Origin of the sequence: Micromonospora sp. NBC_01655 (assembly GCF_026339755.1) — a bacterium.
Lineage (GTDB): Bacteria > Actinomycetota > Actinomycetes > Mycobacteriales > Micromonosporaceae > Micromonospora.
In genome coordinates, this window is record NZ_JAPEQF010000001.1 from 4,046,651 (window position 1) to 4,072,058 (window position 25,408).

Genomic DNA, 25,408 nt, shown 5'->3' on the forward strand with positions numbered 1-25,408 from the left:
TCGTGAAGGCTGACTTCACTCGATGGCTCCCGGCCATCGCGAAGACCACCGACCGGATCCCGACCATCGCGAGAACCCCGAACCGCAGGACCCTCCTGAGCATCGCCGGCATCGCCGTCCTCGGCGGCCTGGCGTTCGGCCCCACGGCCGTCGCCGCCCCGGTCACCGCCGGCCCGCACGCCGGTGCGGTGGCCGCGATCGACCTGGCCACCGGCAAGAGCCGCGAGGGCGCTGCCGCCGAATCCGCGCTGACCACCGGCGAGAGCGTCAGCAGGACCACGTCGGCCGAGAAGCCGAACCGGGACGAACTGGTCCCGCACGGCGTCGAGGGCGCCCAGTCGCGCATCCCCCTCGACGCCGCACAGCTCGAGAATGCCGACGCGATCATCAAGGCCGCCAAGGAGACCGGCGTCGGCGAGCGGGGCGCGGTGATCGGTGTGGCCACCTCGTTGCAGGAGTCGAAGCTGTACAACCTCGGCCACCTGGGGGCGTACAACGACCACGACTCGCAGGGCCTGTTCCAGCAGCGCCCGTCGTCGGGTTGGGGCTCGCCCGACGAGATCACCGATCCCGACTACGCCTCCAAGGCGTTCTTCAACGCCCTCAAGAACGTGGGCGGCTGGCAGGAACTGCCGCTGACCGCCGCCGCGCAGACGGTGCAGGTGTCGGCGTACCCGTACGCGTACGCGCAGTGGGAGGACCAGGCCGCGGACGTCGTCCAGCAGCTCTGGTGACGCAATCCTGACCCGGCCCCGGCCGGCCCCGCACGGGGCCGGCCGGGGTCTTTCCCGACCGGCGTCCGGTCAGTGGCATCGCGGGTACGAGTGACCCGGATGCCCCCGCTCGTCGGGACCCGGCGTCGGCCCGCCTGCCCGGTCCCGACCCGCCTGGACCAACCGGTGCCGGATGTCCGGTTCGCCGCCGCATGGGTGTGACGGCTGGCATCCGGGTGGCGGAACACCGGCCGGGCCGGGGCGGTTACACATGGCGGACGATCGAGTAGGGCCGCGCCCCACCCCCTGGATCTCGGGGACGGAATGCGGGCCGGCCGCCGGTCGTTACACCTGGACCCGCCACCGGCACCCCCGGTGCGCGACCTTCCCCCCTTTTGATCTTCTTGGGCGCCTCGACGTGGTGCTCACATGCCCGCCCTGCCCCCGTGGGGTGTTGGTGTGTCGACCCCCGAATTGGAGTCACCCCCATGAACACGATCATGCGTAAGAGCGTTCTCGGTATCGCTGGTCTCGCGTTCGCCGGTGGTGTGTTCGCCGGTCCGGCCACCGGCCACGCCGCTCCGGCCGTCGAGTCGGCCCCGAAGGCGGTCGCCGTGCAGGCCGACAAGCCGGGCATCGACAAGCCGGGCATCGACAAGCCGGGCGTGGACAAGGGCAAGCTGATCCCGCACGGTGTGCGGGGCGAGCAGTCGCGTATCACGCTTGACGGTGAGCAGACCGCCAACGTCAAGGCGATCGTCGCCGCGACGAAGAAGGCCGGCCTGGACGAGCGGGCCGCCGTCATCTCGGTCGGTACCGCGTTGCAGGAGTCGAAGCTGGAGAACCTGGGTCACCTGGGCGACCGCAACGACCACGACTCGCTGGGCCTGTTCCAGCAGCGCCCCTCCTCCGGGTGGGGTTCGCCGGAGCAGATCACCGACCCCGAGCACTCGACCCTGGCGTTCCTCAAGGGCCTCAAGCAGGTCGACGGGTGGCGGGACATGCCGCTGACCGAGGCCGCGCAGACGGTGCAGGTGTCGGCGTACCCCGACGCGTACGCGCAGTGGGAGCAGCAGGCCGCCGACCTCGTCGCCGAACACTGGAACAGCTGACCCGTACCGAACAAGTCGCTGGCCGGTCCCCGACACCCCGGGGACCGGCCGGCGGCGTTCGCGCGGGCGGGGTCCGTCGGGTTTCACTGGACGGGTGGACGAGTCGATCTGGAATTCGGTACGGGCGTCGCGGGGCTGGTTGGACGCCGCCAACGGCACCGGGGACGCGGAGCTGACCTGCCGGATCCTCAAGCTGACCGAGGAGGCCGGCGAGGTCGCCGGGGCGTGGATCGGGGCGTTGGGTCAGAACCCGCGCAAGGGGGTGACGCACAGCCGCGAGGACGTCGCGGCCGAGCTGGCCGACGTGGCGTTCACCGCCCTGGTGGCCATCGAGAGCCTCGGGCTCGACCCGCGGTCGCTGCTGCACGCCTGCGCCGCCAAGGTTCGCGCCCGCACGGGCACCGCGTGACCGACACCGGGCGCGGCGCACGGCGGTGACCCCCGGCGACGGCGGGGGAGTGCGGTGGATCACCCGGGCCGGGTGGAACAGCCCGTGGGGTGGGTAGGTTGTAGCCAGTGTCGGTGTGCTCAGTGTCCCCGGGCCTCACCTGAATCGCCGTCGCGGAATACCGTCCGGCTGGAGCCGCGTCGCGCCACGCGCCGAGAGGCGACCTGCACACCGACACCGAAACCGCCCCTGGCCCGCCGGCCGGGGGCGGTTTCGGCTCAGGCGGCAAACCGTATGGTGGAAAGACTCGGCCCGGGGTCGCGACCCGCACCGGCCTGGCCTATGTTCAGGAGGTCAGCTTCCGCCGACCGGGGAGGGGGTGTTCGGGATGGGGCTGCGGACCTTCATCCAGGGCTGGCCGGTCTACCGGCAGCTCACCGGCACCGACCCGCTCGGCCGGGGCACAGCGGCCCAGTCGGCCCGCTCGGCGGCGCTGACCGCGCGCACCGAGACCGCCGACAGCGTGGCCCGGTCCGTCTGCCCGTACTGTGCGGTCGGCTGCGGCCAGCGGGTCTTCGTCACCGACGGCCGGGTCACCCAGATCGAGGGGGACCCGGACAGCCCGATCTCCCGGGGCCGGCTCTGCCCGAAGGGCTCGGCCAGCAAGTCGCTGGTCACCAGCCCGCTGCGGCAGACCACGGTCCGTTACCGCCGGCCGTACGCGACCGAGTGGGAGGACCTGGACCTCGAAACCGCCGTCGACATGATCGCCGACCGGATCCTCGCCGCCCGCGAGGAGACCTGGGAGGACGTCGACGACGCCGGCCGGCCGCTCAACCGCACACTGGGCATCTCCAGCCTGGGCGGGGCGACGCTGGACAACGAGGAGAACTACCTCATCAAGAAGCTGTTCACGGCGATGGGGGCGCTCCAGATCGAGAACCAGGCCCGCATTTGACACTCCGCCACCGTCCCCGGTCTGGGGACCAGCTTCGGTCGCGGTGGCGCGACGGACTTCCAGCAGGACCTCGTCAACGCTGACGTCATCGTCATCCAGGGCTCCAACATGGCGGAGGCCCACCCGGTGGGCTTCCAGTGGGTGATGGAGGCCAGGAAGCGCGGCGCCAAGGTCTTCCACGTCGACCCCCGGTTCACCCGGACCAGCGCGGTCGTCGACTCGTACCTGCCGATCCGGGCGGGCACCGACATCGCGCTGCTCGGCGGCGTGGTGCGGTACATCCTGGAGAACGAGCTGGACTTCCGGGAGTACGTCCTGGCGTACACCAACGCGGCGACGATCGTCAGCGACCAGTTCGTCGACACCGAGGACCTGGACGGCCTCTTCTCCGGCTACAACAGCGAGACCGGCTCGTACGACCAGACGAGCTGGCAGTACGAGGGCCAGGAGCGCAACTCCGGGGGTGACGACACCGGGAAGGAACGGGACACCGCGGCCGGCCTGGAGCACGAGTCGCACGGCGCGTCCGTGCGGGGACGGACCCGGCGGGACGCGACGTTGCAGCACCCGCGCTGCGTCTACCAGATCCTGCGGCGGCACTTCTCCCGGTACACCCCGGAGATGGTGGAGCGGGTCTGCGGGATCCCGCAGGAGAGGTTCCTTGAGCTGGCCCGCGCCTGGACGGAGAACTCCGGCCGGGAGCGCACCGGCGCGCTGGTCTACTCGGTGGGCTGGACGCAGCACAGCGTCGGCGTGCAGTACATCCGCACCGGCGCGATCATCCAGACCCTGCTGGGCAACATGGGCCGGCCGGGTGGCGGGATCCTGGCGCTGCGCGGGCACGCCAGCATCCAGGGCTCGACCGACATCCCGACCCTGTTCAACCTGCTACCCGGCTACCTGCCGATGCCGCACCACGCCGACCACGAAACCTTCGACGACTGGGTGCGCAGCATCCGTCACCCCGGTCAGAAGGGCTTCTGGGGCCACTCCCGGGCGTTCGCGGCGAGCCTGCTCAAGGCGTACTGGGGCGACGCCGCGACGCCGGACAACGACTTCGGCTACGGGTACCTGCCCCGGATGACCGGCGACCACGGCACGTACCAGCAGGTGCTGAACATGATCGACGGGAAGGTGAAGGGGTACTTCCTGCTCGGCCAGAACCCGGCGGTCGGCTCCGCGCACGGCAAGGCACAGCGGCTCGGCATGGCCAACCTCGACTGGCTGGTCGTCCGGGACCTGTTCCTCATCGAGAGCGCCACCTTCTGGAAGAACAGCCCGGAGGTGGACACCGGGGAGATCGTGCCGCAGGAGTGCCGTACCGAGGTGTTCTTCCTGCCCGCCGCGTCACACGTGGAGAAGGAGGGCACCTTCACCCAGACCCAGCGGCTGCTCCAGTGGCGGGAGAAGGCCGTCGACCCGCCGGGCGACGCCCGCTCCGAACTGTGGTTCTTCTACCACCTGGGCCGCAAGCTGCGGGAGAAGCTGGCCGGCTCCCCCCACCGGCGCGACCGGGCGCTGCTCGACCTGGCCTGGGACTACCCGACCCACGGTGACCTGGCCGAGCCCAGCGCCGAGGCGGTGCTGCGCGAGATCAACGGCTACGACACGGCCTCCGGCCGGCCGCTGTCCGCGTTCACCGAGGCGCGCGACGACGGCTCCACCGCGATCGGCTGCTGGATCTACACCGGCGTGTACGCCGACGGCGTCAACCAGGCCGCCCGGCGCAAGTCCCGGCACGAGCAGGACTGGGTGGCCGCCGAGTGGGGCTGGGCGTGGCCGGCGAACCGCCGCACCCTGTACAACCGCGCCTCCGCCGACCCGCAGGGCCGGCCGTGGAGCGAACGCAAGCGCTACGTCTGGTGGGACCCGGAGAAGGCGGAGTGGACCGGCTACGACGTGCCGGACTTCGAGAGGACCAAGCCGCCGACGTACCGTCCGCCGGAGGACGCCTCCGGGCCGGACGGGATCGCCGGCGACGACCCGTTCGTCATGCAGAGCGACGGCAAGGCCTGGCTGTACGCGCCGAGCGGGGTGCTCGACGGCCCGCTGCCGACGCACTACGAGCCGGCCGAGTCCCCGATGCGCAACCCGATGTACGGCCAGCAGGCCAACCCGGCCCGCAAGGTCTACGAGCACCCGGTGAACTTGATGAACCCGAGCCCGCCGGAGGCGCACAGCGACGTCTTCCCGTACGTGTTCACGGTCAGCCGGCTCACCGAGCACCACACGGCCGGCGGGATGAGCCGCACCGTGCGGCCCCTGGCGGAGTTGCAGCCGGAGATGTTCGTGGAGGTGTCCCCGGAGTTGGCCGCCGAGGCCGGGCTGGCCCACCTGGGCTGGGCGCACCTGGTCACCGGCCGGTCGGTGATCGAGGCGAAGGTGCTGGTCACCGACCGACTCACCCCGCTGCGGGTGGACGGGCGGATCATCCACCAGCTCTGGCTGCCGTACCATTTCGGCACTGAGGGGCTGGTCACCGGCGACTCGGCCAACGACCTGTTCGGCATCACCCTGGACCCGAACGTGCTGATCCAGGAGAGCAAGGTCGGCACCTGCCACGTGCGGCCCGGCCGGCGGCCCACCGGGCCGGCGCTGCTCGACCTGGTCGCCGACTACCGGCGGCGGGCCGGGATGAGCGTGGACCGGAGGACCCCCGTGGCCACCACCGACGCGGCGGGCGGCGGCACCGACGAGCGCTCGCCGGAGGCGTCGCCGGTCGAGAAGAGGGGCGAGGATGCCTGACGCCAACAGCCTCTACGGGCCGCTGGACCCGGCCCCGGACGCCGGCTGGACCGACGCCCGCGCCCGGATGGGCTTCTTCACCGACACCAGCGTCTGCATCGGCTGCAAGGCCTGCGAGGTGGCCTGCAAGGAGTGGAACGACGTGCCGGGCTCCGGGCTGGACCTGCTCGGCATGTCGTACGACAACACCGGCGCGCTGACCGCGAACTCGTGGCGGCACGTGGCGTTCGTCGAGCAGCCCCGCCCGGCCGGGCACCGCACCCCGCCGTTCGCCGGGCTCCCCACCGCCGCGACGGTCAGCGCCGCGTCGGCGGCGGTGGCCGCCGGGACGGCCGACGACACCGGCACGGACCCCGGGCTCCCGCCGGGCGACCCGGTCGCCGCCGCCCGGATGGCCGCCGGCCCGGAGTTCCTCGGCATGCCGGGCGCCCAGCCACCCGGCCGGGCCACCGGGCCCGCCGAGCGCACCGACTTCCGCTGGCTGATGATGTCGGACGTGTGCAAGCACTGCACCCACGCCGCCTGCCTGGACGTCTGCCCCACCGGCTCGCTGTTCCGCACCGAGTTCGGCACGGTCGTGGTGCAGGAGGACATCTGCAACGGCTGCGGCTACTGCATCTCCGCCTGCCCGTACGGGGTGATCGACCAGCGCCGGGGCGACGGCCGGGCGTGGAAGTGCACGCTGTGCTACGACCGGCTCGGCGCCGGGCAGACCCCGGCCTGCGCGCAGGCCTGCCCCACCGAGTCCATCCAGTACGGCCCGCTCGACGAACTGCGGGAGCGGGCCGCCGAGCGGGTGGCCACCCTGCACGAGCGGGGGGTGCCGGAGGCCCAGCTCTACGGCCACGACCCCGCCGACGGCGTCGGCGGCGACGGCGCGTTCTTCCTGCTCCTCGACTCACCCGAGGTGTACGGGCTGCCCCCGGACCCGGTGGTCACCACCCGGGACCTGCCCGCGATGTGGAAGCGCGCCGGGCTGGCCGCCCTGGCCATGGCGGCGGCGGCCGTCGCCGCGTTCGTCGGAGGTTCCTCGTGAGTCCGCACCGTCCCCCGGTGGGCGACCGGTTCCGCCGCTTCCTGGGGCGCCTCGACGCCGCCGGCCCGACCGGCGACGTCCCCACCGGCCCCGGGGGCGGGCCCCGCGCCGGCCGGCGCGGGGGTGGCCGGCGCGGCGGCGGGGAGCAGCTCAACGTCCCGCCGGCCGAGTTCACCTCCTACTACGGCCGGCCGGTGCTCAAACCGCCGGTGTGGAAGTGGGACATCGCGGCGTACCTGTTCACCGGCGGGCTGGCCGCGGGGTCGTCGTTGCTGGCCGCCGGGGGGCAGCTCACCGGCCGGCCGGCGCTGCGCCGAGCCGGCCGGGTCACCGCGCTGGCCGCCGTGAGCGCCAGCGCGTACTTTCTCGTCAACGACCTGGGCCGGCCGGACCGGTTCCACCACATGCTGCGGGTGGCAAAGCTGACCTCCCCGATGTCGGTGGGCACCTGGATCCTCACCGCGTTCGGCCCCGCCGCCGGGGTCGCCGCCGTCGCCGAGGCCGCGCCGTGGCTGCCCGAGCGGGGGGTGCTCGGGCTGGGCCGCCGGCTGCTGCCCCCGGTCGGGCAGGCCGCGGGGCTGGTCGCCGCCGCGACCGCACCGGCCCTGGCCACGTACACCGGGGTGCTGCTGGCCGGCACGGCCGTGCCGTCGTGGCACGAGGCGTACCCGGAACTGCCGATCATCTTCGCGGGCAGCGCCCTGGCCAGCGGCGCCGGCGTGGGCCTGCTCGCCGCGCCCGGCGACCAGGCCGGCCCGGCCCGGCGGATGGCGGTGGCCGGCGCGGCCCTGGAGCTGTGGGGCTCGCACCGGGTGGAGAACCGGCTCGGCCTGCTCAGCGAGCCCTACCGCACCGGCACCCCCGGGCGGCTGCTGCGCGCCGGCCGGGCGTTGACCGCCGCCGGGGTCGCCGGGGCGCTCGTCGGCCGGCGCAGCCGCGTGCTGTCCGGGCTCTCCGGCGTCGCCCTGCTCGCCGCGTCGGTGGCCACCCGGTTCGGGATCTTCCACGGCGGCGTCGCCTCCGCCCGCGACCCGAAATACACGGTCGTCCCGCAGCGCGAACGGATCCGCCGCCGCGAGGCGGAACGCCCCGCCGTCGAGGGCTGATCCCCCTCCCGGCGGACGCTGAGGCCCTTCCTGCGCGGCCGGGCGGGCGCTGTGATCAAATGGCCGGTGGAGGCGTTCAGGCGGCTGGTGCCCCTCCCGGTCTTCAAAACCGGTGTGGTCCGGTACCCGGGCCAGGCGGGTTCGATTCCCGTCCGTCTCCGCCAGGCAGACCCATTGGAGAGGACGCGATGCGCGACGCCGACCCACGGCGGCGGGTGCCGCGCACCGACCTGCTGCTGGCCGACCCGCGGCTCGCCGCCGCCGTCGCCACGCTCGGCCGCGGCCGGGTCAAGGCCGCGATCGTCGCCGCCCAGGACCGCGCCCGCCGCGGCGAGATCACCCCCGAGCGGGTACGCGACGCCGCGCTCGCCGCCCTGCCCGCGCCCGCCCCCCGGGTGGTGCTCAACGCCACCGGCGTCGTGCTGCACACCAACCTCGGCCGGGCGGCGCTCTGCGCCGCCGCCGTGGACGCCCTGGTGGCCGCCGCCGGGCACACCGACGTGGAACTGGACCTGGCCACCGGCCGGCGGGCCCGGCGCGGCCGGGACGCCCTCGCCGCGCTCGCCGCCGCCGTACCCGACGCGGCTGCCGTGCACGTGGTCAACAACGGCGCCGCCGCCCTGGTCCTCGCCGCCACGGCCCTCGCCGCCGGCCGGGAGATCGTGGTCAGCCGGGGCGAGCTGGTGGAGATCGGCGACGGGTTCCGCCTGCCGGACCTGCTGGCCAGCACCGGTGCCCGGCTGCGCGAGGTGGGCACCACCAACCGCACCAACCTGGCCGACTACGCCGCCGCGGTCGGGCCCGACACCGGCTTCGTGCTCAAGGTCCACCCGTCGAACTTCGTGGTCACCGGGTTCACCCGCGCCGTCGGCGTCGACCGGCTGGCCAGCCTCGGCGTGCCGGTGGTCGCCGACATCGGCTCCGGGCTGCTGACCGCCGACCCTTTGCTGCCCGCCGAGCCGGACGCGGCCAGCACCCTGCGGGCCGGCGCCCACCTGGTCACCGCCAGCGGCGACAAGCTGCTCGGCGGCCCCCAGGCCGGGTTGCTGCTCGGCGACGCCGACCTGGTCGAGCGGCTGCGCCGGCACCCGCTCGCCCGCGCCCTGCGGGTCGACAAGCTGACCCTGGCCGCCCTCGCGGCCACCCTGCGCACCCCGGACACCCCCACCCGGGACGCGCTGCACGCCGACCCGGCAGCCCTGCGGCAGCGCACCGAGCGGCTGCGCGACCTGCTGGCCGCCGACGGCTGCAAGGCCGAGGTGGTGCCCGCCGTCGCCGTGGTCGGCGGCGGCGGTGCCCCGGGCGTCGAACTGGACTCGTGGGCCCTGGCGCTGCCCGAGCGGTACGCGCTGCCGCTGCGCGCCGGAGCGCCCCCGGTGCTCGGCCGGGTGGCCCAGGGGCGGCTGCTGCTGGACCTGCGCTGCGTCCCCGCCGCCGCCGACGACGCGCTGCGCGCGGCGGTCCTGACCGTGCCCGCGGGCGGCTGACGTGTGGGTGCTGGCCACCGCCGGGCACGTCGACCACGGCAAGTCGACCCTGGTCCGGGCGCTGACCGGGATGGAGCCCGACCGGTGGGCCGAGGAGCGCCGCCGGGGCATGACCATCGACCTCGGCTTCGCCTGGACCACGCTGCCCTCCGGTGGCACGGTGGCGTTCGTCGACGTTCCCGGCCACGAGCGGTTCGTGCCGAACATGCTCGCCGGCGTCGGCCCCGTCCCGGCCGCCCTGCTGGCGGTCGCCGCCGACGAGGGGTGGATGCCCCAGTCGGCCGAGCACCTGGCGGCGCTGCACGCGCTCGGGGTGTCGTACGGGCTGCTGGTGGTGACCCGCGCCGACCTGGCCGACCCGGGGCCGGCCCTGGCGCATGCCCGCGCGGAGATCGCCGCCACCTCCCTGGGCGCCGTGGAGGCCGTGGCGGTCAGCGCGGTCACCGGGGCCGGCCTGCCCGAGCTGCGGGACGCCCTGGACCGGCTCGTGGCGCGGCTGCCCGGCCCGGCGGCCGACGCCCCGGTGCGGCTGTGGGTGGACCGGTCGTTCACCGTCCGGGGCAGCGGCACGGTCGTCACCGGCACCCTCGGCGGCGGCCGGCTGGCCGTCGGCGACCACCTCGAACTGGCCGACACCGGTGAGCCGGTGCGGGTGCGTGGCCTGCACTGCCTCGGCGTGCCCCACGAGCGGGTCGACGCGGTGGCCCGGGTGGCGGTGAACCTGCGCAACGTGCCCCGCGAGCGGCTGGGCCGCGGCGAGGCCCTGCTCACCCCTGGCCGGTTCCATCGCACCGACCTGCTCGACGTGCGGGTCGCCGGTGACCCGGCCGCCGACCTGCCGGCCACCCTCACCCTGCACGTCGGCTCCGCCTCCGTCGCCGTCCGGGTCCGTCCGCTCGGCCCGGACACCGCCCGGCTGCGGTTGGCCCGCCCGCTGCCGCTGCTCGTCGGTGACCGGGCGCTGCTGCGCGACCCCGGCCGCCACCACGTCGCCGGCGGGGTGACCGTCCTCGACGTGGCCCCGCCCCCGCTGACCCGGCGGGGGGCCGCCGCCGCGCGGGCCCGGGTGCTCGCCGGCCTGGACGGGCGACCGGACCTGGCCGGGGAGTTGCGCCGCCGGCTCCTGGCCCGCCGGGGCGAGCTGACCCGGATGGGGGTGCCGGTCACCGCCGCCCCGGTCGCCGGGGACTGGCTGGCCGACCCCGACCACTGGCGGGCCCTCGCCGCCCGGCTGGCCGCCGAGACCGACCGGTACGCCGCCGCGCACCCGTTGGAGCCGGGCGTCCCGGTCGACGTGCTGCGCCAGCGCCTCGACCTGCCCGACCGGGCGCTGGTGGAGGCCCTGGTCCGCCCGCCGCTGCGGGTGCGTGCCGGCCGGGTCGGCGCGGCCGGTGCGGACGCACTGCCGCAGCCGGTGGCCCGGGCCGTGGCCCGGGTCCGCGCCGAGTACGGCGACCGCCCGTTCCAGGCCCCCGAGGCATACCGCCTCGTCGATCTGGGCCTCGGACCCCGGGAGATCGGCGCGGCCGTGCGGGCGGGGGCGCTGCTGCGGCTCGCGGAGAACGTGGTGCTGCTGCCCGGCGCGGTCGACGACGCGGCCCGGGTCCTCGCCCGGCTGCCGCAGCCGTTCACGCTCAGCGCCGCCCGGCAGGCCCTGGACACGAGCCGCCGGGTCGCCGTGCCGCTGCTGGAGCTGCTGGACCGGCGGGGCGTCACCCGCCGCCTGCCCGACGACGCCCGCACGGTCGTCGCCCGCCCGGCTGAGCCGGGGGCGTCGCGGCCCCTGTCATGATCGTCTGACCGTCGCGGGGACCCGCTCCGGCGGGTCGTCACCGTCAGCCGCGAACGATCACGGGCGGCGGGTGGGCGAGGATGGTTCGGCGCGACGCGGCCCCGTGGGGGTCGGGGGTGGCCTAGCGTGACGGCATGGACCCTTCGGCGGTCTGGCGGGACAAGAGCCACCGGTGGCGGATCGAGGCGTACCGGGCGCCGGACCTGCGGTTCGCCGTCTTCGCCACCAACGGCCCCACCGAGTCGGCCCCGCTGTGGCTGTTCGGGATGGCCGCCCTGGCCCGCTGGCTGATGACCCACGCCATCTCGCTGGACGACCTGGAGACCGACTGAGCCGGTCACCCCTCGTCCGGGGGAACCGGCGCCGGTTCCGGCGCGTGGGCCGGTGTCGCCTCCGTACCGTGCGGAGCGTGAAGGACCGAGGAATGCGCACGGTCGTGGCGGTGCTCGCCGGCCTCGCGGTCATCTACTTCGGCAGCAAGGGACGCAGCGCCGACGAGGGTGGCGGGGTCTCCAGCGGGGTGGTGGTGCTCGCGGTGCTGGCCGCCGCGCTGGCCTGGCACCTGACCAAGCCGGGCGACAACGCGGCCAAGTGACCGCCGGCCAGGCGCGGTGCCGGCAGCCGGCGCGACCCCGACCGGGGGCGTCGGCGGGCTGCGTCAGCGGGTGGCGGCGGTGCGGGTGACCTCCCCGGCGGACTCCTCGCCGAGGGCGACCCGGACCAGCGCCGAGGCGAACCGGCCGAAGTCGCCGCCCCCGACCAGCCCGGCAAGCCCGTCCGGGTTCGCCGGCAGGCCCAGGCGTCTCGCCCCGGCCAGCGTCCGCCGGTCGGCGTACGGGCGCACGTCGGGCCACACCTGCTGCGCCTCGCGCAGGAAGATGTCCGCGCCGGTGGGGCCGATGCCGGGGAACCCGGTGAGCAGTCGCCGCAGCGCGGGCCGGTTCCCGTCGGCCTCCCGGTGCAGCCGGCGCAGGTCGCCGTGCCAGCGGTCCAGGCACAGCCGCGCACCGGTGCCGAGCATCGTGGCGGTCCGTTCGTCGTAGCGCCGGTAGTGCCCCCGGCCCAGCGCGTCGACCCGGTCCTGCCAGCCGGACGCCTCCATCGCCTGCGGGGTGCGGTACCCGGCGGCGAACAGCTCCCGGGCGGCGGCCACCGCGACCGACGCCCGGATCCGGGTGCTCAGCAGCGTGGTCAGCACCAGCAGTTGGTACAGCGGTCCGGGCCGGTCGGCGAGCCGGATGCCGGCCTCCTGCGCGTACGTGCGGCCCTGCCGGTCCAGCAGGACCCGCGCTGTCCTCCGTGCGTCTGCCACCCCACCCGGGTACCCGGATCGGCGCGGCCCACCCGTGCCCGGGTCCGACTGCCACGCCCCGGTGGCAGCCGGACCGTCCGGTGGCGGCGGAATGGGGGCAACGGCGGCGGGTAAGCCGGTGGCGGGCGCGGTCCACGCCGCGCCGTCCACCCGGAAGGGAGAACTCCCGTGACGAACCCGCAGCAGCCGGAGCTGCGCCGCAACGCACGCAACAACGCGGTGCAGGACGCCAAGGGGCCCGGCGCGTCCGGTCACCCCGGCCACCGTGGCACGTCCCAGGGCGACCGGGGCCGCACCGTGCCACGCGGCCAGCAGTCGCCGTACGGCCCGGCCGGCGGCCAGGTGGCCGACGACGACAGCGCCGACCGGGGCTAGCGCCGCCGGGACGAGGGCGGTCGCAGCCGGTTCCAGGTGGCTGCGGCCGCCATCCCGTACGCCAGGTGCGGCACGAGGTCCGACAGCCAGTCGATGCGGCTCCACCGGCGCGGGTCGGTCACCCCCAACGCGGCCATCGAGCCGTCCGACATCGCCATCACGCTCCCGCCGAGCAGGGCCACCGCGGCCGGCAACGGGGTGCGCCGACGTCCCGCGAGCAGGGCGAAGGCGGTGCCGGCGGCAATGCCCATCCCGTACCCGAGCAGGGGCCCGAGGCCCGAGCGGCGGTTGGCCGCGCGGGCCTCGGGCCCCAGGTCGACGTGGGCGAGTTCGGCCACCCGCCCGGCGCTGTCCTCCGGGGTGCCGCTGGCCGGTCGGGCGCGCAGCACCATGTCGAGGTAACTGACCATGTTGAGCGCGGTGCTGCCGACCGCCCCGGCGATGGCCCCGTCGACCAGTTTGGTGCCGTTCACTTCGGGTCGCCCGGTTCGCGCTCACCCTTCGGGCCGTACGTCCGCTCGCCCCGCACGACGCCGCGCTGTCCCCGGTCCTCCTGCAGGATCCGGTTGGCGACCTGGTTGGCCTCCTGGTCGGCCGCCCGACCGGAGTTCTCGATCAGATCGCGCAGTCGCGCCCGTTCCTTGTCGTACGCGTTGCTGCCCGGCCGTGGTCCTGGCATCGCCGCCTCCTGACGTCGCGGTGACCGTTGGTCACGCCGTCTACCCGCCTGCGCCGGGGCCAACCGTCGGCCCCCCGCCCGTGGTGTGCCGGCGGTCCGTGTCCGTACCGCCGCGGGCCGCGGGGCCCTGCGCGGGTCGGCGGCCGGGTCCCGGGCAGCCGGCTCAGGCCGGGGCGCGGACCACGGCGACCGGGCAGTCGGCGCGGTGCAGCACGGCGTGACTGACCGAGCCGAGGACGAGGCCGGTGAACTCGCCGTGTCCCCGGCCACCGACGACCAGCAACTGCGCCGCGCGGGACGCCTCGGCCAGGGCGGCGGCGGTCCGGGCCCGGGTGAGCACCCGCTCGACCCGCACCGTCGGCCAGCGTTCGTCGAGGCCGGCCAGCGACCCGGCCAGCACCCGCTCCTCCTCGCCGCGCAGTCGCCCCTCGTCGTACACCAGGGGCTGCATGTCCCCCGGCCCCGCGGAGCCCGGGTGCCGGTAGGCGTGCACCGCGCGCAGCGCGACGCCGCGGGTCGCCGCCTCGTCGGCGGCGAACTCGACGGCGGCGCGGGCCGGCGCGGAGCCGTCCACCCCGACCACGACCGGGCCGTCGGCCCCCTCGGCGCCGCGGGCGACCAGCACCGGGCAGTCGGCGTACGCCGCGACCTGGACCGCCACGGAGCCGACCACCAGCGCGGCGAAGCCGCCCAGCCCCCGGTCGCCGAGGACGATCAGCGCGGCGGTGGGGGACTCGCCGACCAGCACGGCGGACGCCTCCCCGTCGATGATCTCCCCGGTGACCCGCAGCCCCGGAGCGGTCGACTCGGCGTGCTCCACCGCCTGCGCGACGAGGCGTTCGGCCTGTTCGCGCAGGCCGGCGCCGGGCGGCGCGTCGGGCACCGGGCCGAGGGGCACCCGCAGCAGCGGCCAGATGAAGCCGTGCACCACGCGCAGCGTCCGGCCCCGGCGCGTGGCCTCCCTGGCGGCGAGCCGGACGGCCCGCAGGGCCGGCTCGGAACCGTCCACCCCGACCACCACCGCCGCGCCGTTGGCCGCGTTCACCGCCGTACCTCCTCCGCCGTGGGCTCGCGGTCAGTATCCCGGTCGTCCGGGCGTCGCCGAGGCGATACCGCGCAGGGCGGGGCGCCGCTACGCTGGCCCGACACTTCACCGGAGGGAGCGACGCCCATGGAAGAGGCCGACCGGCCGAGCACCGCCCGAATGATCGACTTCTGGCTCGGCGGGGAGGACCACTTCCCGGTCGACGTGGCCGCCGCGCGGGCCTTCGAGGGGGCGTACGGCCCGTGCGCCCCGCTGTTCCGCGAGCTGCGCGCGTTCCTCGGCCGGGCGGTGCGGACGATCGCCGCGGCCGGGGTGGACGGCTTCCTGGTCTTCGGCGCGGGGGTGCCCACCCGGGGCAACGTGCACGAGGCAGCCCCGGAGGCGACGGTGCTCTACACCGACGTCGACCCGGTCACCATCCGGCTCGGCCAGCGGATCCTGGCCGGCAGCGACCGGGCCGGCTACGGCTACGGCGACGCCACCGACGTCGGCACGGTCGACCCGGCGCTGCTGCACCGCTTCGTGCCCGGTTGGGGGCGCCGGCCCGTCGGGGTGGTCTTCCTCGGGCTGGCCGCCTTCCTCGACGACGCGACGCTGGCCCGCACCCTCGACGAGCTGTACGCGGCGGCGGCGCCCGGCAGTTTCCTCGCCGTCGACTTCGACGGCGAGGAACTCGCGGCGCACCCGCAGGCCCTGGCGATGATGGGGCCGCAGTTCCGGATGCGCCCACCCGCGGCGTTCGGCCCGCTGCTGGGCCGGTGGACGCCGACCGACGACGGGATCGTCCCGGTGGCCCGGTGGCGGCCCGACGGCCCGCCGGCGGACCTGCCGGACGCCTTCCACGGCGGGTTGGCCACGAAGCGCTCCGGCTGACCGCCGCGCGCCACGGACCGACCGCGCCGGCCGGCCGGCTCCGGCCCTCCGTATGATGCTTGCCCTACAGCAAGAGTTGTCGGAGGGGGAACATGTCGGACGTGTTCGGACCGGTGTCCCGCGCGCTGCGTGAGGCGCCGCCCGACCGGTTGGCCGAGGCCGCCGACCGGGCCGTCCGCGCCGGGTTGGACGCGTCGCGCACGGACATCTTCGTCGCCGACTACCGGATCAGCGGGCTGTGGCCCGTACTCGATCCGGACCTTCCCGACGCCGGCTTCCTCGCCTGCCACGGCGTGGCCCAGCGCTGCTTCAGCAGCCAGCAGCCGGTGCTCGACGGCGGGGAAGACGGCCGATGCCGGGTCTACCTCCCGTTGACGGTCTGGGGCGAGCGCCTCGGCGTGTTCCTGGTGGAGCTGCCGACCGCCCCGTCGGCGGCGACGGTCGAGACGGTGCGGGACATCGCCGGCGAGCTGGCGGTGACGCTGCGCGCGGCGGACCGGCAGACCGACCGGTACCGTCGGGCCCGCCGCCGGGAGCGTTTGAGCATGGCCGCCGAGATGCAGTGGGACCTGCTGCCGGGCCGCAGCGTGACGCACGGCGCGTTCCTGCTCGCCGGGCAGTTGGAGCCGGCGTACACGGTGGGCGGTGACCACTTCGACTGGTCGGTGGACGGTGACCGGCTCACCGTGACGGTGCTCAACGGCGCCGGCACGGGCCTGTCGGCGGCGCTGCTGACGGCGGTGTCGGTCAACGCCATGCGCAACGCCCGCCGCTCCGGCGGGAGCCTGGTCGAGCAGGCCGAGCTGGCCTCGGACACCATCTTCTTCCAGCACCGGGGCGAGCGGCACGTGGCGACCCTGCTGCTGGAACTGGACACCACCGACGGCCGGGTCCGGGCGGTGGACGCCGGGTCACCGCACGTGCTGCGAGTGCGTGGCCGGTCGGTCGCCCGGGTGCCGCTGGAGCAGCAGCTCCCGCTGGGCATGTTCGCCGAGACCCGGTACGAGGTACAGGAGTTCACCGTGGAGCCGGGGGACCGGCTCTTCGTGGTCAGCGACGGGGTGTACGCGGCGGCTCCCGGCGGCCGCGAACCGTACGGGGAACGGGCCATGGCGCGGTCCATGCGCGCGACGCGGCTGCAACCGGCGACCGAAGCAGTTGGTACGGTGATGCGCGGGCTGCAGTCCTACCACGCGGACGTCGATCTTCGCGACGACGCGGTGGTCGTCTGCCTCGACTGGCGTGGCCGGGACGGGGCAGCGGTCGGCTGGGCGCGGTGACGGGGGCGGTAAGCGGAACACGAACGCGAACTCGCAGGGGACGTCGGGTGGAGGAACCTTCGGATCTGGCGGCGGCGATCGCCGCCGCCGCCGAGGTGCTCGTCGGCGTCCTGGACCCCGCGGGTTCGCGGCACCGGATGACCGTGTCGCCCACCCAGCTACGGGTGCTCTCGTTGATCAGCAGCCGCCCGGAGACCAACGTGAACCGGCTCGCGGAGCTGCTCGACGTGGTGCCGTCGTCGGCGAGCCGGCTGTGCGACCGGTTGGAGGCGATCGGGCTGCTGCGGCGGGTCGCCGACCCGCGGGACCGGCGGGAGGTCCGGCTGGTGCCGACGGCCGCCGGCGGTGCCCTGCTGAGGGAGTTGGCGGAGCGCCGGCATCGCGCGATCGGCGCGGTGCTGGACCGGATGCCCGCCCGCACGCAGCACGAGCTGCTGCTGGCGCTGCTGGCGTTCGGGCAGGCGCTCGCCGGCCCGAACGGCCTGACCCACCCCCGTACCCCATTGTCCTAGGACACCCTAGACGGCGTGACTCCCGCCACAACCCGGGCAACGCAGCGGCGAGGCGAGCTCGGGCCCCGGGGAGCCGAAAGCGAGCCCGATATAGTGGCAGCGCAACTCACCGGCCGGCGGTCTCTGTGACCGCGGGCCGACCAGGGGAGGTCCCGGTCCGGGATCACACAGGCGCCGGCGGAGCCCGGCCCGGCAACGCGCACGTCCTTCCGTAGCGCCCGCCCGAGGGCGCCGGACCGTGCTGCGGAGGGAGGTTCGGTGTCGCGTCGGCCGGCGGGGGCGTCGCCCCCGGAGAGCACCGGCGGTCCGGGCGTCGTGCCGGGCGGGGACCGGATCCTCACCCTGCCCAATCTGATCAGCTTCGTCCGGCTGCTCGGCGTACCGCTGTTCCTGTACCTGCTGCTGGTCCCGCGCGCCGACGTCGCCGCCGTGGTGGTGCTGGCGATCGGGGGCACGACGGACTGGGTGGACGGCTGGGTCGCCCGCCGGCTACAGCAGGTCAGCCGCCTGGGCGAGTTGCTGGATCCGCTCGCCGACCGGTTGTACATCCTGGCCACCCTGCTGGCGTTCACGGCGCGTGAGGTGGTGCCGTGGCAGTTCACCGCCGCGCTGCTGACGCGGGAGCTGCTGCTGCTGGGTTCGCTCGGCGTGCTGCGCCGGTACGGGTACGGCCCGCCGCCGGTGCACTACGTCGGCAAGACCGCCACCTTCCTGTTGCTGGCCGCGTTCCCGGTCCTGCTGCTGGCGCACGCGACGTCGGCGGCCACGGCGACGGTCGCGGGCGCGATCGGCTGGGGCCTGGCGTGGTGGGGGCTGGTGCTGTACTGGGTGGCCGGCGCGCTCTACGTGGTCCAGGCGGCGCGGCTGGTGCGATCGGTGCGGGCCGGGTCGTCGGGGGCGCCGGCGTGACGGCGGGTCCGGGGCCGGTGCGGGACGCGGCGGGGCAGCGGCCGGGCGCGGATGGCGAGGGGCGGGGTTCGGCGCTGCGGGTGTACACGCCGGATTTCCTGACCGAGTTGTTTCGCAACCCGTTGGATCCGGGGTACGCGGACGCGGCGGCCCGCCGCCGGGAGGCGCCGGCGCCGTCGGGGTGGCGGGCGTGGTCGTCGCGGTCGGTGAGCCTGGTGGTGGCGGTGGCGTTGGGTTTCCTGTTCGCGGTGGCGTACCGGCAGACGGTCGCCGAGGAGCCGGGGCGCAGTCAGGCGCGGGCCGGTTTGGTGGCGGAGATCAAGGAGCGCGAGGCGGAGACCGACGGGTTGGCGGCGCGGGCGGACCGGTTGCGTGAGGAGGTCGGTCGGCAGCGGGACGCGGCGTTGAGTGGTTCGCAGGCGTCGCGGCTGCGGCGGCTGGAGGCGGGCACGGGGCTGGGTCGGGTGCGCGGTGACGGTGTGGTGGTGCGGTTGGCGGACGCGCCGGCGCAGGACAAGGACGGGGTGACCGGGGCCGAGGGCGGTCCGCCGCGGGTGTTGTACACGGATCTGCAGAAGGTGGCCAACGACCTGTGGGCGGCGGGTGCGGAGGCGGTGGCGATCAACGGGCAGCGGTTGACGGCGACGTCGACGATCCGGTCGGCGGGTGAGGCCATTCTGGTGGATTTCCGGCCGGTGACGGGTCCGTACGAGGTGTCGGCGATCGGGCCGGGGTCGATGCGGGAGCGGTTCGACGGCAGTCGGGCGGCGTATCTGATGCGGGACCTGGCGGAGTCGGTGGGGTTGTCGTTCCAGGTGCGTGCGGTGGAGGACCTCACCCTGCCGGCGGCGCCGGAGCCACGGCTACGCTACGCCGAGCCGTCGGTCAGTCCGAGTCCGTCCGTGGCGGGGTCGGGTGCCGACCGTTCGTCCCGGCCTGAGCCGTCCGGCTCGGGTGTGTCTCCCAGCCCTTCCGGAGGTGGCCGATGATCGCGGTGTTGGCGTTGCTCGCCGGTGTGGTGCTCGGGGTGTACCTGGATCCCACGGTTCCGGCGGCGTTGCAGCCGTATCTGCCGATCGCGGTGGTGGCGGCGTTGGACGCGGTGTTCGGTGGGGTGCGGGCGAAGCTCGACCGGATCTTCGATGACAAGCAGTTCGTGGTGTCGTTCATCTCGAACGTGCTGGTGGCGGGTCTGATCGTGTACCTGGGTGACCAGTTGGGGGTGGGTGGGCAGTTGTCCACCGGTGTGGTGGTCGTGCTGGGGGTGCGGATCTTCGGGAATGTGGCGGCGATCCGTCGGCACCTGTTCCGGGCGTAGGTTTGTGGCGATGAGCGAGGAACAGAGCGAGACGGGTACCGGTTGGCCCCGGCCGGTGGGTCCGGCGCGTCCGCAGGGTCCGGCGGGGGAGCCGGATCCGCGGCCGGAGGCGCCGGATCCGGACGAGATCAGTCCGTTGGTGCCGGAGGGTGAGCCGCCGGCGCAGGACGGGGGTTCGTCGGGGGCTGCGGCTGTGGCCGGGGTGGGGCGTCGGTTCACCTCGGCGGGGGCGATGATCGCGTTGTTGCTGGGGTTGTTGGGGTTCACTCTGGTGGTGCAGTTGCGGACGACGTCGACGGACCCGACGTCGGCGGCGACGCGGCAGGAGGACCTGGTGCGGATCTTCTCGGATCTGGATTCGCGGGAGAAGCGGCTGCGGCAGGACATCGAGTCGTTGGAGGAGAGCCAGCGGCAGTTGCGTTCGGGTGAGCAGGGTCGGCAGGCGGCGCTGGAGGAGGCGACGCGGCGGGCGGACGAGTTGGGGATTCTGGCGGGGACGTTGCCGGCGCGGGGGCCGGGGTTGGGTGTGCGGTTCGAGGCGGGGTCGAAGCCGATTTCGGCGTACCGGATCCTGGACGCGGTGCAGGAGTTGCGGGGTGCGGGGGCGGAGGCGATGCAGATCTCGGGTGGGGACGGGGCGTCGGTTCGGATCATCGCGTCGACGTACTTCCTGGATGGTGGGGACGGTGCTCTGGTGGTGGACGGGCGTCCGTTGACGGGTCCGTTCACGATCACGGTGATCGGTGATCCGACGACGATGGCGACGGCGTTGAAGATTCCGGGCGGGGTGGCCGCATCGGTTGCCGGTGACGGCGGTACCGTGATCGTTGAGGATCGTGAGGTTGCCGAGGTTTCGGCGCTGCACGCGCCCGTGAAGTTGGAACACGCCCGTCCGGTCTCCTGACCGGCGCGGCGCGCCGGTTCGCCGGCGCAGCGATGGTCGGCACGACGATGAAGGACGCGTGTGGTGATTCCTGAGGATCTGCGGTACACCGCCGAGCACGAGTGGGTGGCGGGTGACGGGTCGGGCTCTGTCCGGGTCGGCATCACGCACTTCGCGCAGGACGCGCTGGGTGACATCGTGTTCGTCCAGTTGCCGGAGGAGGGCGCGGAGGTGGCCGCGGGTGACTCCCTGGGTGAGATCGAGTCGACCAAGAGCGTGTCCGAGATCTACGCCCCGGTGAGTGGGGTCGTGGCGGCGCGGAACGAGGCGTTGGCGGATACTCCGGAGGTGATCAACTCTGATCCGTACGGTGCGGGTTGGCTGGTGGAGATCACGCCGAGCGATCCGGTGGCGGTGGACGGGTTGTTGACCGCCGGGGCGTATCGCGAGCTGACTGAGAGCTGAGTGTCCGTGGGCGTGCGGGTGTTGTGTCCGCGCGTCCGGTTGCCCTGCATTTCGGCGCTGGCTAGGCTCGCCCAGTCGACCGAGAACCCAATGAGTTGAGCGTTGCGGAATTGCCTTTCCGGGCACGGGGAGCCAGCCGCCGGGTGGACTGCCCGGCGGCCAGACCCGCCATTACCCGACGCCGACGTGAAACAGATCCGTGAGGTGGTCCCATGACGCGCCCAGACGACGAGTTCCCCCCGCTCGACGTCACTTCGACGCTCAATCTCGGTTCGCTCGACGAAGTGCTGGAGGGGCCGGACACCGATGTGGTGCCGAGCCGGATGTCCGGTTCGTTGCCGCCGGGTATGGCGCTGCTGGTGGTTCGTCGGGGTCCGAATGCGGGTGCCCGGTTCTTGTTGGATCATGATGTGACGACGAGTGGCCGGCATCCGGACAGTGACATCTTCCTGGACGACGTGACGGTGTCGCGGCGGCATGCCGAGTTCCACCGGGATGGTGGCACGTTCACGGTGCGGGACGTGGGAAGTTTGAACGGCACGTACGTAAACCGGGAGCGGGTCGAGGCGGCCACGTTGAGTAATGGTGACGAGGTGCAGATCGGCAAGTTCCGGGTGGTGTTCATCGCCGGTCCGCGCCCGGAGGAGGAGGCCGGCCGGGGGTGAACGAGCCTGCGGCTTCGACGCCTCCCGGGGCGGCCCGTGCCCAACCGCTGATGAGTATCGGCGAGGTGCTGGGGCAGCTTCGGGTGGAGTTTCCTGACGTCACGATCTCGAAGTTGCGGTTCCTGGAGTCCGAGGGGCTGGTGGAGCCGCAGCGGACGGCTTCGGGGTATCGGAAGTACAGCTGGGACGATGTGGCGCGGTTGCGGTTCGTGTTGACCGCGCAGCGGGACCAGTATCTGCCGTTGCGGGTGATCCGTGAGCAGTTGGCGCAGTGGGATGCGTCGGCGGAGGGGCCGGTGCCGTCTCGGCCGACGTTGGTGGCGGTGGGTCCAGGTGGGGAGGTGCCGGGCCGGGCCGCGGCGGATCAGCCGGTGGATTCGGCGCAGGTGCGGTTGGGTCGGGTTGACCTGGTTGCGCGGAGCGGGATCGACGAGTCGACGTTGGGTGAGTTGGAGCGGCTCGGGATCCTGGTGTCGGATCCGCCGGGTTGGTACGACGGGGATGCGTTGATCATCGCGCGGGCGGTGGCGGGTCTGGCGGCGTACGGGTTGGAGCCTCGGCATCTGCGGGGTTACCGGACGGCGGCGGATCGGGAGGTGGGGTTGTTCGCGCAGTTGGTGGCCCCGTTGGCGCGGCAGAGTGATCCGGCGGCGCGGGCGCGGGCGGCGGAGACGGCGCGGGAGTTGGTGGCGTTGTCTCAGCAGTTGCACGCGGCGTTGGTGCGGGTGGGGTTGCGGTCGACGTTGGGTCGGTGAGGTGGTGTGTGCTGCGCGGTCCGGGCGGTGGTCCGGGCCGCGTGGTGTTTGTGGGGGGCGGTGGGAAAGATCTGGGTGGGGGTGCGTGTCGTAGGCTTGCCGGGGTAACCCCTTTCTGGCGCGGGGCGTGGTGCACGTAGCGCATGGGATGTGCGTGTCGCGGTCCGTGTACCGTGCAGGGAAGGGCGCGGTGCGGGCGTAGGTGACAACGACACGGAGGCGGCGGTGCGCGAGCTGAGCGTGGTCGGAGTTCGGGTGGAGTTGCCCAGCAACCAGCCGATCGTCCTGCTGCGGGAGGTCGAGGGGGATCGCTATCTGCCGATCTGGATCGGTGCGGTGGAGGCGACGGCGATCGCTTACGAGCAGCAGGGGGTCAAGCCGGCCCGGCCGTTGACGCATGATCTTTTGCGGGACGTGTTGGCGGCGTTGCAGGCGCCGTTGCGGGCGGTGGAGATCACCGAGTTGAAGGAGAACGTCTTCTACGCCGATCTGTTGATCGGTGACGGGGTGCGGGTGTCGGCGCGGCCGAGTGACTCGATCGCCCTGGCGTTGCGGGTCGGTGCGCCGATTCGTTGTGCGGAGCAGGTCCTCAGTGAGGCGGGGATCGTGATTCCGGACGAGCAGGAGGATGAGGTGGAGAAGTTCCGGGAGTTCCTGGAGCAGGTGCGTCCGGAGGATTTCGCGGGCTGATCCCGGGTGCGGGTGGGGCCCGCGCGTGTTTCTTTCTCGTCCCGGTGTGGTCACTGTGGGTGATCTGCCGTGGATCTTCGGTGTGGCTGCGCGGCGTGTCGTGACCGTTCCTGCGCGGTAACTCCTCAAGGGCGCTATAGGGTTTGCCGTGTCGAGGGGTGCACGTCCCGGAAGCGACGTGTCACCGCACTGGCGGGGAGGTTGTCCGGATGCACGAGCCGCGAGATCCCGAGCCTGGTACGCAGCAGCAGCGGGGGGCGGGTGGGGTGCCGGCGGGGCCGGCGACTGAGGGTGACGGCGCGGTGGGCTACCGGGGTGTGACGGCGTGCCACGCGGTGGGTATCACGTACCGGCAGTTGGACTACTGGGCGCGGACGTCGCTGGTGGTGCCGAGCGTGCGGGACGCGTCGGGTTCGGGGACGTCTCGGCTGTACTCGTTCCGTGACCTGGTGGTGTTGAAGGTCGTGAAGCGGTTGCTGGACGCCGGGGTGTCGTTGCAGAACATCCGGAAGGCGATCGAAGCGCTGCGGTCGCGGGGGGTGGCCGATCTGGCGGGGATCACGTTGATCTCGGACGGGACGACGGTGTACGAGTGCCGGTCGCCGGAGGAGGTGGTCGACCTGTTGCAGGGTGGCCAGGGCGTGTTCGGTATCGCGATCGGCGGGGCGTTCAAGGAGATCGAGGGTTCGCTGTCGGATCTGCCGGCGGAGCCGGCGGGTGGGGTCGTGGAGGAGCCGGCGGCGGATCCGGTGGGTGACGAGCTGGCGGCGCGTCGGGCGCGTCGGCGGGCCGGTTGAGGCGTCGGGCGTCCGCTGTGGGCGGTGTCCGTTGTGGTCCGGCCGCGCGGGAAGCCTCGTGTGTGGACATTCCCGGCTTGGGTCGTCTTGTTGACAGTCGTGGCGTTGCCGGTAATCCTATGTGCGGCGTTCGCCCCCCGCCTCGGGGTTCTCACCGTCGGTGACGGCCGGTGGGGGCGGCGGACGGAGACGACGCAGGGAGCGGCGAGGTCGCCTGCCCGACGATCGGATTTGAACCGTAGTGCAGACAGACAGTCGTGCCGCCGCGACCTTGGTGGACGTCGGCGGGCGGGTCGTGGACGCCGGCGCCTCGGGGTGTCCGGTCGCGCACGCCGGCCGGGTGTCGACGCCGCCGCCTGTCGGGGACACGCTGGCGGAGGCGGTGGAGTTCCTGCACCTGTTCCACGAGGAGCGGCGGCTGCCGGGGGTGGACGCGCGGATCGCGCAGGTGCGGGAGGAGGTCGCGCTCACGGGCGCGTACCGGCACACCCGTGAGGAGTTGGCGTACGGGGCGAAGGTGGCGTGGCGGCAGTCGGCGCGGTGCGTGGGCCGGGTGCGGTGGGCGGGGCTGCGGGTCCGGGACCGCCGGGACGTGACGACGGTGGCGGGGATCGCGCGGGAGTTGGCGCAGCACCTGGCGGTGGCGGACAACGGCGGCCGGATCCAGTCGGTGATGACGGTGTTCGCGCCGGACCGGCCGGGGGTGGGTCCGCGGGCGCGGATCTGGAACGACCAGTTGATCCGCTACTGCGGGCACCGGTGCGGTGCCGGGTCGGTGCTGGGTGATCCGGGGCAGGTGGCGATGACGGACGCGGCGCTGCGGTTGGGGTGGCGTCCGCCGCCGGTGCCGGGTCGGTTCGACCTGCTGCCGTGGGTGATCGAGACGGCGTACGCGGATCCGACGCTGGTGCAGGTGCCGCGGGACCTGGTGCGGGAGGTCGCGTTGGTGCATCCGGCGTATCCGTGGTTCGAGGAGTTGCGGTTGCGGTGGCACGCCCTGCCGGTGATCAGCAACATGCGGTTGCGCGTCGGTGGGGTGGACTACAGTTGCGCCCCGTTCAACGGGCACTACCTGGGTGACGAGATCGGGACGCGCAACCTGGGCGACCGGGACCGGTACGACCAGTTGCTGCCGGTGGCGCGGGGGTTGGGGTTGGACACGTCGCGGGAGGACACGCTGTGGCGGGAGCACGCGGTGTTGGTGCTCAACCAGGCGGTGCTGCACTCGTTCCGGCTGGCGGGGGTGCGGGTGTCGGATCCGCACACCGAGTCGGAGTTGTTCATGAAGTTCTGCGCGCAGGAGGAGCGGGCGGGGCGGCCGGTGCACGGTGACTGGTCGTGGCTCAACGGCAGTGTGGGGTGGGCGGCGTTGCACGCGGTGCATCACCGCTACTACGACCCGCGGGTGCCGAACCCGAACCTGTGGCCGGCGGAGCGCGCGTACGGGCCGGCCGGTGTGGTGGAGCAGACCCTGCGGGAGCGGCACGATGCCGCCCGCCGGCGGGAGGACTGA

Annotated in this window: 28 protein-coding genes and 1 tRNA gene; 25 read left to right on the plus strand and 4 right to left on the minus strand. The window is 73.9% G+C overall.

Annotated elements, in window-relative coordinates:
• Positions 1-2: 2 nt before the first annotated feature.
• From OOK41_RS18595 to OOK41_RS18645, 11 genes are all read left to right on the plus strand, one after another.
• Positions 3-734: a hypothetical protein gene (locus OOK41_RS18595; RefSeq protein WP_266266101.1), complete on the plus strand. Its 732-nt coding sequence runs from the start codon at positions 3-5 to the stop codon at positions 732-734.
• A 467-nt stretch (positions 735-1,201) separates the two neighbouring features.
• Entirely contained in the window at positions 1,202-1,825 is a 624-nt protein-coding gene (locus tag OOK41_RS18600; protein WP_266266102.1) for a hypothetical protein, read from the plus strand.
• A gap of 94 nt (positions 1,826-1,919) precedes the next feature.
• Entirely contained in the window at positions 1,920-2,234 is a 315-nt protein-coding gene (locus tag OOK41_RS18605; protein ID WP_117670395.1) for a MazG-like family protein, read from the plus strand.
• A 367-nt stretch (positions 2,235-2,601) separates the two neighbouring features.
• The gene (gene fdh, locus OOK41_RS18610) at positions 2,602-5,916 is read left to right on the plus strand and encodes a formate dehydrogenase (RefSeq protein WP_266266103.1); all 3,315 of its coding nucleotides are present in this window, start codon (positions 2,602-2,604) and stop codon (positions 5,914-5,916) included.
• On the plus strand, positions 5,909-6,952 hold the full coding sequence (locus OOK41_RS18615; RefSeq protein ID WP_117670399.1) for a 4Fe-4S dicluster domain-containing protein: 1,044 nt from the start codon (positions 5,909-5,911) through the stop codon (positions 6,950-6,952). The genes fdh and OOK41_RS18615 overlap by 8 nt, the downstream gene beginning before the upstream one ends.
• Positions 6,949-8,058: an NrfD/PsrC family molybdoenzyme membrane anchor subunit gene (nrfD, locus tag OOK41_RS18620; protein WP_117670401.1), complete on the plus strand. Its 1,110-nt coding sequence runs from the start codon at positions 6,949-6,951 to the stop codon at positions 8,056-8,058. The genes OOK41_RS18615 and nrfD overlap by 4 nt, the downstream gene beginning before the upstream one ends.
• Positions 8,059-8,126: 68 nt before the next feature.
• Positions 8,127-8,222, plus strand: a tRNA-Sec gene (locus tag OOK41_RS18625).
• Between the two features lie 24 nt (positions 8,223-8,246).
• Complete coding sequence (gene selA / locus OOK41_RS18630; protein WP_266266105.1) at positions 8,247-9,545, plus strand: L-seryl-tRNA(Sec) selenium transferase; 1,299 nt, start codon at positions 8,247-8,249, stop codon at positions 9,543-9,545.
• A gap of 1 nt (position 9,546) precedes the next feature.
• Positions 9,547-11,337, plus strand: a complete 1,791-nt coding sequence (gene selB / locus OOK41_RS18635; protein ID WP_266266106.1) for a selenocysteine-specific translation elongation factor — start codon at positions 9,547-9,549, stop codon at positions 11,335-11,337.
• A gap of 134 nt (positions 11,338-11,471) precedes the next feature.
• Positions 11,472-11,669 (plus strand): hypothetical protein, encoded by a 198-nt coding sequence (locus tag OOK41_RS18640; protein ID WP_007071112.1) that lies wholly within the window; start codon positions 11,472-11,474, stop codon positions 11,667-11,669.
• A gap of 77 nt (positions 11,670-11,746) precedes the next feature.
• On the plus strand, positions 11,747-11,932 hold the full coding sequence (locus tag OOK41_RS18645; protein ID WP_117670408.1) for a hypothetical protein: 186 nt from the start codon (positions 11,747-11,749) through the stop codon (positions 11,930-11,932).
• 63 nt (positions 11,933-11,995) lie between these two features.
• Here the strand turns inward: OOK41_RS18645 and OOK41_RS18650 are convergent, their stop codons facing one another.
• Positions 11,996-12,649 carry a hypothetical protein gene (locus OOK41_RS18650; protein ID WP_117670410.1) on the minus strand — a complete coding sequence of 218 codons (654 nt, stop codon included), beginning with the start codon at positions 12,647-12,649 and terminating at the stop codon, positions 11,996-11,998.
• Between the two features lie 168 nt (positions 12,650-12,817).
• Here OOK41_RS18650 and OOK41_RS18655 point away from each other — a divergent pair, with 168 nt between their 5' ends.
• Entirely contained in the window at positions 12,818-13,024 is a 207-nt protein-coding gene (locus OOK41_RS18655) for a hypothetical protein (protein ID WP_117670412.1), read from the plus strand.
• Here OOK41_RS18655 and OOK41_RS18660 read toward each other — a convergent pair.
• The 3 genes from OOK41_RS18660 to OOK41_RS18670 all read right to left on the minus strand — a co-directional run bounded on the left by OOK41_RS18660 (position 13,021) and on the right by OOK41_RS18670 (position 14,748).
• Positions 13,021-13,497 carry a hypothetical protein gene (locus OOK41_RS18660; RefSeq protein ID WP_266266107.1) on the minus strand — a complete coding sequence of 159 codons (477 nt, stop codon included), beginning with the start codon at positions 13,495-13,497 and terminating at the stop codon, positions 13,021-13,023. The two genes, OOK41_RS18655 and OOK41_RS18660, sit on opposite strands and share 4 nt — an antisense overlap.
• Complete coding sequence (locus tag OOK41_RS18665; protein WP_091609202.1) at positions 13,494-13,703, minus strand: phosphatidylethanolamine-binding protein; 210 nt, start codon at positions 13,701-13,703, stop codon at positions 13,494-13,496. The genes OOK41_RS18660 and OOK41_RS18665 overlap by 4 nt, the downstream gene beginning before the upstream one ends.
• A 163-nt stretch (positions 13,704-13,866) precedes the next feature.
• A complete protein-coding gene (locus OOK41_RS18670; protein WP_266266108.1) occupies positions 13,867-14,748 on the minus strand; it encodes a universal stress protein in 882 nt (293 codons plus the stop codon).
• Positions 14,749-14,874: 126 nt separating this feature from the next.
• Here OOK41_RS18670 and OOK41_RS18675 point away from each other — a divergent pair, with 126 nt between their 5' ends.
• From OOK41_RS18675 to OOK41_RS18735, 13 genes are all read left to right on the plus strand, one after another.
• Entirely contained in the window at positions 14,875-15,621 is a 747-nt protein-coding gene (locus tag OOK41_RS18675; RefSeq protein WP_266266109.1) for an SAM-dependent methyltransferase, read from the plus strand.
• A 92-nt stretch (positions 15,622-15,713) separates the two neighbouring features.
• Entirely contained in the window at positions 15,714-16,901 is a 1,188-nt protein-coding gene (locus OOK41_RS18680; protein ID WP_117670420.1) for a PP2C family protein-serine/threonine phosphatase, read from the plus strand.
• 47 nt (positions 16,902-16,948) lie between these two features.
• Positions 16,949-17,413, plus strand: coding sequence for a MarR family transcriptional regulator (locus OOK41_RS18685; protein ID WP_266266110.1), 465 nt, complete (start codon positions 16,949-16,951; stop codon positions 17,411-17,413).
• A gap of 258 nt (positions 17,414-17,671) precedes the next feature.
• On the plus strand, positions 17,672-18,322 hold the full coding sequence (locus OOK41_RS18690; RefSeq protein WP_266266111.1) for a CDP-alcohol phosphatidyltransferase family protein: 651 nt from the start codon (positions 17,672-17,674) through the stop codon (positions 18,320-18,322).
• A gap of 17 nt (positions 18,323-18,339) precedes the next feature.
• Positions 18,340-19,311, plus strand: coding sequence for a DUF881 domain-containing protein (locus OOK41_RS18695; protein ID WP_266267875.1), 972 nt, complete (start codon positions 18,340-18,342; stop codon positions 19,309-19,311).
• Complete coding sequence (locus OOK41_RS18700) at positions 19,308-19,640, plus strand: small basic family protein (protein ID WP_007071104.1); 333 nt, start codon at positions 19,308-19,310, stop codon at positions 19,638-19,640. Before OOK41_RS18695 ends, OOK41_RS18700 begins: the two co-directional genes overlap by 4 nt.
• 10 nt (positions 19,641-19,650) lie before the next feature.
• Positions 19,651-20,544: a DUF881 domain-containing protein gene (locus OOK41_RS18705; RefSeq protein WP_266266112.1), complete on the plus strand. Its 894-nt coding sequence runs from the start codon at positions 19,651-19,653 to the stop codon at positions 20,542-20,544.
• Between the two features lie 63 nt (positions 20,545-20,607).
• Complete coding sequence (gene gcvH / locus OOK41_RS18710) at positions 20,608-20,988, plus strand: glycine cleavage system protein GcvH (RefSeq protein ID WP_117670635.1); 381 nt, start codon at positions 20,608-20,610, stop codon at positions 20,986-20,988.
• Between the two features lie 212 nt (positions 20,989-21,200).
• Positions 21,201-21,653 (plus strand): FHA domain-containing protein, encoded by a 453-nt coding sequence (locus tag OOK41_RS18715; protein WP_007071101.1) that lies wholly within the window; start codon positions 21,201-21,203, stop codon positions 21,651-21,653.
• A 50-nt stretch (positions 21,654-21,703) separates the two neighbouring features.
• A complete protein-coding gene (locus OOK41_RS18720) occupies positions 21,704-22,408 on the plus strand; it encodes a MerR family transcriptional regulator (protein WP_207892842.1) in 705 nt (234 codons plus the stop codon).
• A gap of 225 nt (positions 22,409-22,633) precedes the next feature.
• Positions 22,634-23,098 (plus strand): bifunctional nuclease family protein, encoded by a 465-nt coding sequence (locus tag OOK41_RS18725; RefSeq protein ID WP_073833177.1) that lies wholly within the window; start codon positions 22,634-22,636, stop codon positions 23,096-23,098.
• A gap of 209 nt (positions 23,099-23,307) precedes the next feature.
• Entirely contained in the window at positions 23,308-23,895 is a 588-nt protein-coding gene (locus tag OOK41_RS18730; protein WP_165878198.1) for a MerR family transcriptional regulator, read from the plus strand.
• Positions 23,896-24,235: 340 nt separating this feature from the next.
• Entirely contained in the window at positions 24,236-25,408 is a 1,173-nt protein-coding gene (locus tag OOK41_RS18735) for a nitric oxide synthase oxygenase (RefSeq protein WP_266267878.1), read from the plus strand.